This window comes from Streptomyces calidiresistens, assembly GCF_014141525.1.
Lineage (GTDB): Bacteria > Actinomycetota > Actinomycetes > Streptomycetales > Streptomycetaceae > Streptomyces > Streptomyces calidiresistens.
This window is the reverse complement of the sequence record NZ_VKHS01000159.1, coordinates 1-8,664: the sequence shown is the minus strand read 5'-3', so window position 1 is coordinate 8,664 and position 8,664 is coordinate 1. Positions and strand designations below refer to the sequence as shown.

Below are 8,664 nucleotides of genomic sequence, written 5' to 3'. Positions count from 1 at the left end.
GGGCTGTCGGGGAGGATGTTGCCCAGGATGATCGGGCCGGGGTCGTCGGTGTTCCGCTGCCGGGCGCGGACGCCGGCGGTGTTGCGTTCGCCGGTGTTGCCGCGCACGGTCATGGGGTGGCCGGTGGCGACGAGTTCGATGCCGATGGTGTTGGCCTCGGTGATGTTGTCGCGGACGACGCTCTCGCAGGGGTCGCAGTGCTCGACGCGGATGCCGGCGTGGCCGTGGCCGGAGACGTGGGAGTGCTCGACGATGCCGCGCCGGGCGCGGACGGCGAGGATGCCGTGCCGTCCGTTGTCGTGGACGGTGAGGTAGGAGGCGCGGTAGCCGAGCAGGGGGCTTTCGGCGATTCCCGCGACGGTGAGGCCGGCGGTGGTGTGGCGGCGGAGGGTGAGGTTCTCCACGGCGGTCTCCTCGGCGAGGACGGTGATGCCGGTGGCGCGGCGGTGCTCGCCGTCGATGATCACCGCCCCCCGGTCGGAGCCGCGCAGCACCACGCGCGGGGTGCGCAGGACGGGGCTCTCGCGGTAGACGCCGGGACCGACGAGGACGAGGTCGCCGGGGACGGCGGCGTCGAGTGCGGCCTGGATGGAGGGTGTGTCGCCGGGGACGGTGATGACGGCGGGCCGGCCGGTGGGGCCGGGGCGGATGTCGCGTTCGCGGGGGCTGAGGGCGCCGCAGCCGACGAGGGCGATGAGGATGATCAGGGTGACGAGGGCGGCGACGGCGGTGAGGGTCGCGGCGGGGGCGGTACGGCGCGCGGTTCCGCCGTCGCCGCCCCCGTCGCCGTCGGTCGGGGACCCGGCCCCGGTCGGGGTGTCGACCGGGGAGGGCCGGTGGGCCGGACGGGTGCGGCGGGTGCGGCGGGTGCGCAGTGGGAGCCCCATGCCCGCCAGATGTATCGTCCGCTGTCCCGTATGTGGACTGATATGAGGGTATGTCGGCCGGTTCGCCCCTCGGTTTCACCCGGACGACGGAACGGGACGGGGCCGGTGGGAATCCCCTCGGATTCCCACCGGCCCCGGTGTCCGTCGCTCGGGACGGTCGCCCGACCCGTCGCGCTCAGCGCCCGCCGCGCCCCCCGGAACGGCGGCCGTTCTCCTCGTCACCGTAGGGACCCAGGAGTTCGTCCGCGAGGGTCGGCACGTCGTCCAGCGGGGTCTCCTCCGCCCAGCTCGGCCGGTCCCGCCGCCTGCGCCGACGGTCCGACGCGTCCGACTCCGAGCCCCCCGGGGTCCCCTCGTCCCCCCGCTCCGCCGGGTCCTCGATGACCGGCAGGCGGGCGGTCTCGTCCACGGCGGGCGTCTCGTCCGCCGCCGCCACCTGCGGCAGCACGGCCGTCTCGTCGTTGGGCGAGACGACCCGCTCGTCGCTGCCGGGCGGAACGGGGAGGGTCCGGGTGTCCTCCTCCAACTGCGGGAGCAGGGTCGTCTCCTCGGAGGCCCGACGCTCCTCCTCTTCCCTCTGCCGGCGCTGCCGTTCCTCCTCCTCGCGGCGCCTGCGCTCGGCCTCCTCGGCCGCCCTGCGCTCCTCCTCGGCGCGGCGGGCCCGCTCCTCCTCCTCGCGACGCCTGCGCTCCTCCTCCTCGCGCCGCTTGCGCTCGGCCTCGGCCCGCAGCAGGGCCTCCTCCGCCCTGCGCTGCTTCTCGCGCCGACGCTCCTCGGCCTCGGCCCGCAGCCGCTCCTCTTCCTCCTTCTGCCGGCGCAGCCGTTCCTGCTCCTCGCGCCGGGCGCGCTCCTCGGCCTCGAGCCGGAGGCGCTCCTCCTCTTCCCTCTGCCGGCGCCGGCGTTCCTCCTCCTCGCGCCGGAGCCGCTCCTCCTCGGCCTTGCGCTCCTCCTCGGCGCGGCGGCGCTCCTCCTCCTCGCGCCGCTTGCGCTCCTCCTCCTCGGCGCGCAGCCGGGCGAGGGTCTCCTGGCGCTCGCGCTCCAGCCGCTCCTCTTCCTCCTTGCGGCGGCGCTCCTCCTCCTCGCGGCGCCTGCGCTCCTCCTCGGCCTTGCGCCGCGCCTCCTCCCGGGCGCGGATCTCGGCCTCGGAGAGCGGCAACAGCCGGTCGAGGTGGTGGCGGGCGGAGGTGGTCACCGTCTCCGGGTCGCGGCCCGCGTCGATCACGAGGTAGCGGGTGGGGTCGGCGGCGGCCAGGGTGAGGAAACCGGCGCGCACCCGGGCGTGGAACTCGGCGGACTCGGACTCCAGGCGGTCCGGCGCCTCGGTGAAGCGCTCGCGGGCGGTCTCCGGGGAGACGTCCAGCAGGATCGTCAGGTCCGGCACCAGCCCGTCGGTGGCCCAGCGGGAGATGCGGGCGACCTCGGCGGCGGACAGCTGCCGCCCGGCGCCCTGGTAGGCGACGGAGGAGTCGGTGTAGCGGTCGCTGATCACCACGGCGCCGCGGGCCAGGGCGGGCCGGATGACGCTCTCCACGTGCTCGGCGCGGTCCGCCGCGTAGAGCAGGGCCTCCGCCCGGTCGGAGAGACCGGAGGAGGAGACGTCCAGCAGGATGGTCCGCAGCCGGCGGCCCAGCGGGGTGGCACCGGGCTCGCGGGTGACCACGACCTCGTGGCCCTTGCCGCGGATCCACTCGGCCAGCGCCTCCACCTGGGTGGACTTGCCGGCGCCGTCGCCGCCCTCCAGGGCGATGAAGAACCCGGTGCCGGCGGGCGCCTCGGTGGGACGCGGCGGACGGACGGCGTCCCGCAGTTCGGTGCGCAGGGGGATCCCGCGCCGGTCGTCCACGCCGCGCAGCAGCAGGGCGGCGACCGGCAGCAGCAGGGCACCGATGATCATCAGGGTGAACGCGGCGCCGCCGTGCGCGATGACGAAGTCGCCGCGTTCGACGCGGTGGCTGCCGATGAGGGCGGCGATCACCGGGGCGAGAACGACCGCGACCGCCACGGCGATCCGCACCACGGCGTGCAGGTGGCGGGTCAGGCGGGGGCGACGACTCTCCTCGACCTCCTGGTCCAGGAGGGTGTGACCGGTGCGGGCGGCGACACCGGCGGCCAGGCCGGTGAACAGCGCGCAGGCCAGGGCGGTGGCGGCGTCGGGCACGATGCCGAGGGCGAACACCCCGAGGCCCACGGCCGCGACGGCCAGGGCCGGCACCCGGCGGCGGCCCACACCGGGCAGCACGGCGGGGGCCAGGCGGATGCCGCCGAGCACGCCGGCCGTGAGGGCGAGGACCGTCAGACCGAAGTGGACGGGGCCGCCGCCCAGACCGAGGGAGTGCGGGTAGGCCAGCGCCACCGCCGCGGCGACGGCGGCGGCCACGGCGGCGCAGCCGAGGACCAGCATCGGCACGGCGCCGGTGCGGCCCCGCTCGGGCACCCCGGCCTTCCCCTCGCCGCCGGCGTCGCCGGTGGGGCGGCGCCAACCGGCCAGCGGGGAGTGGGGCGCCGGGGAGCCGGAGCCCGGCAGGGCGAGCGCGACGAGCCCGGCCAGGGAGGCGGCGAACAGGCCGGCGGCGGCGTAGGCGCCCATCGCGACCCGGTGGGTGCCGAACCAGTCGATGCCGGTGGCCAGCAGGTTGTTGAACAGGGCTGCCACGACCAGGACGGCCGCGGCGAGCGGCACGACGAGGAAGGAGGTGCGCGTCCACAGGGAGCGCAGCGCCTCGGCGCGGTCGGGCAGCGGTCGGACGGCGCCGCCCTCGGGGGGCGGTGGCGGCAACAGGGCCGGGGCCGCGGCGTCCCGGGTGATGACCCACACCCGCTCGGCGACGGCCAGGACGAGTGCCGTGACCAGGAGCCACACCCAGGCGGTACCGGGCGTCCAGTCCACCCACAGCGGGGCGAGCACCAGCGCGATCACCCGGACGCCGTCGGCGCCGATCAGGGTCCACCGGCGGTCCAGGGGGCCCTCGGCGGCGACCAGTTTGCCCAGCGGGTCCAACAGCAGGGTCCCGACCAGGGCGCCGCCGGCGACGCGCACGGCGAGCAGCAGCGCGAGCATCAGGACGACGCCGCGCTCACCCCCGCCGAGCACGTCGGCCACCGCGGCGGCCTGAAAGGCCAACACCAGCAGCACCAGCAGGGCGAGGACGTCCGCCGTGCCGCCGGCCAGCTGTGCCTCCCACAACCGGCGCAGGGCGGGCACGCGCAACAGCGCCCGGGGTGCGCGCTCCCGGGATTCCGTCGCCAGTGCCTCGTCGATGACACCACCCGCGGGGCTCGCGGCCCCGGGTTCCTCCGCTCGCGTCATTCGGCCAGCGTAGCGCCCGGGACGGACGCCCCGCCGGGGTCCCCGGTGGGCGGACGGCCGATCGGGCGCGGGTGACGGGGCGTCGGGAAACCGTCCTCCCGGGCGGACGATTGGGGGCGCGGGAAGGGGGAAGCCGCCCGCGGAAAAGCTCCTTCGCGCCGGGGCGGTCGGCCGGGGGCGTGCCGGCCGATTCCGCACCCCGATCCACTGGACGAAACGACCACACCGCGCCATTTCGGACCCGCTCCGGGGCTACGGGATGCGGCCCGGGAGCCGACGGTGCCCGACGACCGGTGCCCGGCCGGGGCACGGGGCGACCCCGCGGCGACGTGGGGCACGTCACCCCCGGGCCCTCGGATCGCGCCCCCGCCCGGGCGTGTCGTGGAGAGGGGGACCGGCGGGCACGGCGGCCGGCGGCCCGGCGGGTGGCCCGGCGGCCGGCGGCCCGGCGGGAAACGCGACCGGTCCCGACCCGGGGGCTCCGGGTCGGGACCGGTGAGGCGTTCGCGCGGACCGGTGGATCAGTCGGCGTCGCCGGCGCGGGAGGCCCCGGCGGCGGCCGTCTTCCGGGTCGTGGTCTTCTCGGCGGCGGTTTTCGCGGTCGCCTTGCCGGCCGTCTTCCCCGCCGCGGTGGTCTTCTTCGCGGCGGACTTCTTGGTCGCGGTCTTCTTCGCCGCCGTCTTCTTCGCGGCGGTCTTCTTCGTGGCGGTCTTCTTCGCCGCCGTCTTCTTCGCGGTCTTCTTCGCCGGCCCCTTGGCCCGCTTCTCGGCGAGGAGTTCGTAGCCCCGCTCCGGCGTGATGGTCTCCACCTCGTCGTCCCGGCGCAGGGTGGCGTTGGTCTCGCCGTCCGTGACGTACGGGCCGAACCGTCCGTCCTTGACCACGACCGGACGCTCCGTCACCGGGTCGGTGCCCAGCTCCTTCAGCGGCGGCTTGGCCGCCGCCCGACCGCGCTGCTTGGGCTGGGCGTAGATCGCCAGCGCCTCCTCCAGCGTGATCGTGAACAGCTGGTCCTCGGAGGAGAGCGACCGCGAGTCCGTGCCCTTCTTCAGGTACGGGCCGTAGCGGCCGTTCTGCGCGGTGATCTCCGTGCCGCTCTCCGGGTCGACGCCCACCACCCGGGGCAGCGAGAGCAGCCGCAGCGCGTCCTCCAGCGTCACCGTGTCCAGCGACATCGAGCGGAAGAGCGAGGCGGTGCGGGGCTTGATCGCGTTCTTTCCGGTCTTCGGGGTGTCCTCGGGCAGCACCTCGGTGACGTAGGGGCCGTACCGGCCGTCCCTCGCCACGATGGGGCGGCCCGTCTCCGGGTCGGTGCCCAGTTCGTGATCACCGGTGGGCTTGGCCAGCAGCTCCCGGGCCAGCTCGGGGGTCAGCTCGTCCGGCGGCAGGTCCTCGGGCACGTCGGCGCGCCGGGTGGCGGCCTCGCCGTCCTCGCCCGGCTCGGCCGGACCCTCCAGGTAGGGGCCGTACCGGCCGACCCGCAGCATGATGTCCTCGTCCACCCGGAAGGAGGACACCTCGCGGGCGTCGATGGCGCCCAGATCGGTGACGAGTTCCTTCAGCCCGCCCAGGTGGTCGCCGTCGGCCGCCGCCGCGGCGCCCGTGCCGTCGGCCGCGTCGGTGCCGTCGCCCGGCGTGCTCTCACCGAAGTAGAAGCGGTGCAGCCACGGCACCGACTCCGCCTCACCGGCGGCGATCCGGTCGAGGTCGTCCTCCATCCGGGCGGTGAAGTCGTAGTCCACCAACCGGCCGAAGTGCTGCTCCAGCAGGTTGACCACGGCGAAGGAGAGGAAGGAGGGCACCAGGGCGGTGCCCTTCTTGAAGACGTAGCGGCGGTCCAGGATGGTGCCGATGATCGAGGCGTAGGTGGAGGGCCGGCCGATCTCCCGCTCCTCCAGCTCCTTGACCAGCGTCGCCTCGGTGTAGCGGGCGGGCGGCTTGGTGGCGTGCCCATCCGCCGACATCTCCCGCGCGGTCAGCGGGTCGCCCTCGGCCACCCGGGGCAGCCGGCGCTCGCGGTCGTCCAGCTCGGCCTCGGGGTCGTCGGCGCCCTCCACGTAGGCCTTGAGGAAGCCGTGGAAGGTGATGACCTTGCCGGAGGCGGTGAACTCGCACTCCCGCCCGTCGGCGGCCCGGCCGCCGACCCGCACGGTCACCGACTGGCCCACGGCGTCCTTCATCTGGGAGGCGACGGTCCGCTTCCAGATCAGCTCGTAGAGCCGGAACTGCTCACCGGTCAGACCGGTCTCGGCGGGCGTGCGGAAGCGGTCCCCGGAGGGGCGGATCGCCTCGTGCGCCTCCTGCGCGTTCTTCACCTTCCCGGCGTACGACCGGGGCTTGTCCGGCAGGTAGTCCGCTCCGTACAGCTGGGCGACCTGGGTCCGGGCCGCCGCCACCGCCGTGTCGGACAGGGTGGTGGAGTCGGTCCGCATGTAGGTGATGAAGCCGTTCTCGTACAGGCGCTGCGCCACCTGCATGGTGGACTTGGCGCCCATGCCGAGCTTGCGGGACGCCTCCTGCTGGAGGGTCGTCGTGCGGAACGGCGCGTACGGGGAGCGACGGTACGGCTTGGACTCCACCGCCCGCACGGCGAAGTCGGTTTCCGCCAGTGCGGCGGCCAGGGCGCGGGCGTTCGTCTCGTCCAGGTGCGTCACCCGGCCCGGGTCGCGCAGCTTCCCGTCGGGACCGAAGTCGCGCCCCTGGGCGACGCGCCGACCGTCCACCGAGACCAGGCGCGCGGTGAACGCCTCGACCTCGCCGGGATCGCCGGTGCCCCCGGCGGACGGGCCCGCGGCGGCGAAGGTGCCGGTGAGGTCCCAGTACTCCGCGGAGCGGAAGGCGATCCGCTCGCGCTCGCGCTCGACCACCAGGCGGGTGGCGACGGACTGCACGCGGCCGGCGGACAGCCGCGGCATGACCTTCTTCCACAGCACCGGGGAGACCTCGAAGCCGTAGAGACGGTCCAGGATGCGGCGGGTCTCCTGCGCGTCGACCAGGCGCTGGTTCAGCTCGCGGGGATTGGCGACGGCCTCCCGGATGGCGTCCCGCGTGATCTCGTGGAACACCATGCGGCGGACCGGCACCTTGGGCTTGAGCACCTCCCGCAGGTGCCAGGCGATGGCCTCGCCCTCGCGGTCCTCATCGGTGGCGAGGTAGAGCTCGTCGGACTCGGCCAACAGCTCCTTCAGCTTTTTGACCTGGTCCTTCTTGTCGCTGTTGACCACGTACAGCGGTTGGAAGTCCTCGTCCACGTTGACGCCGAGCCGGGCCCACGGGCGCCCCTTGTACTTCGCCGGCACCTCCGCGGCGCTGCCGGGCAGGTCGCGGATGTGCCCCACACTGGCCTCGACCACGTAACCGGGGCCGAGGTAGCCCTTGATCGTCTTGGCCTTGGCGGGGGACTCGACGATGACAAGTCGACGTCCGCCGTTCGCGGTCTCGCTGGTCGGGGACAACTTCTCGCTCTTCTCTCCGTCGGTCGGCCGGGGCCGCGGCGACCCCGGCCGACGGAACGGTCGGGGTACCGGGAGGCCCCGGAAGCCGTATCGGCCGTTTCCGCGGGCGGCTCCCACGGCATCATCATGGTGCGGAGTGTGACGGTACCTCCCGCCTCCGTGTCAAACGGGAAAACCGCACAACGCCTCTCGACGGTAACCCGACGACCGCTGTTCCCGCCGCCGGATGTCGCCGGCAGGATGTGCGTGGCCGGTCACACCGCCGCGCGCACCGACGCGGCCCGGGAACCCTCCCCGACCGGCGACACGACCGAACCACCAGGGGGAAAAGTGTCCGACCAGAATCCCTACGGCCCGCCCTCCGACCCCTCGCAGCAGAACCCCTACGGGGGGCAGCAGTGGGGGCCGGGAGCGGGCGCACCGGGCCAGCCGGGTTACGGACAACAGCAGGCCGGGGGCTACGGCTACCCCGGCGGCTACGCCCAGCCGACCGGCCACCCGCAGGGCGCGTACCCGGCGGACCCGAACGCCCCCTACGGCTACGACGTCCACGGCCGGCCGTACTCCTCCAAGACCAAGCTGATCGCGGGTCTGCTGCAGATCCTGGTGGGCGGCGTGGGCGCCGGCCGCTGGTACACCGGCCACTACGGCCTGGCCGTCGCCCAGCTGCTGACCTGCGGTGGTCTGGGCATCTGGGCCCTGATCGACGGCATCTACCTGCTCGCCGCGGACGGGGTCACCGACTCCGACGGCCGGGTGCTGCGCAGCAACTGAGGACCGCCCGCGCGGTGGCCCCCGGAGCCCCGGGCTCCCGGGCCCCGGGGTGCCCCCGGCGGGAGCGGAAAGGCTCGGTGGAGAGCCGGAGGAGGGATCGGAGGAGGGAGAGGAGGAACGTCGTGACGGAGCACCGCGAGGCGGGTTCCGATGCCCCGCCGCGCTTCGATGCGCCTCGATGCGCTCCCCCCTCGGTCGAGCGGGTCGCCGAACCGGGATCCGCCGCCTCCCCCTCCGGGCC

Annotated in this window: 4 protein-coding genes; 1 reads left to right on the top strand and 3 read right to left on the bottom strand. The window is 74.8% G+C overall.

Features of this window, described 5'->3' with window-relative positions; all coding sequences use genetic code 11:
- From FOE67_RS09450 to topA, 3 genes are all read right to left on the bottom strand, one after another.
- The coding region (locus tag FOE67_RS09450) for a right-handed parallel beta-helix repeat-containing protein (RefSeq protein ID WP_182662485.1) at nucleotides 1-887 on the bottom strand (887 nt) is incomplete at its 3' end.
- A gap of 175 nt (nucleotides 888-1,062) precedes the next feature.
- Nucleotides 1,063-4,194 (bottom strand): dTMP kinase, encoded by a 3,132-nt coding sequence (gene tmk / locus FOE67_RS09445; protein ID WP_182662483.1) that lies wholly within the window; start codon nucleotides 4,192-4,194, stop codon nucleotides 1,063-1,065.
- Between the two features lie 521 nt (nucleotides 4,195-4,715).
- Nucleotides 4,716-7,649, bottom strand: coding sequence for a type I DNA topoisomerase (gene topA / locus FOE67_RS09440; RefSeq protein WP_182662481.1), 2,934 nt, complete (start codon nucleotides 7,647-7,649; stop codon nucleotides 4,716-4,718).
- 330 nt (nucleotides 7,650-7,979) lie between these two features.
- Here topA and FOE67_RS09435 point away from each other — a divergent pair, with 330 nt between their 5' ends.
- Nucleotides 7,980-8,423 (top strand): TM2 domain-containing protein, encoded by a 444-nt coding sequence (locus FOE67_RS09435; RefSeq protein WP_323384569.1) that lies wholly within the window; start codon nucleotides 7,980-7,982, stop codon nucleotides 8,421-8,423.
- Nucleotides 8,424-8,664: the final 241 nt, after the last annotated feature.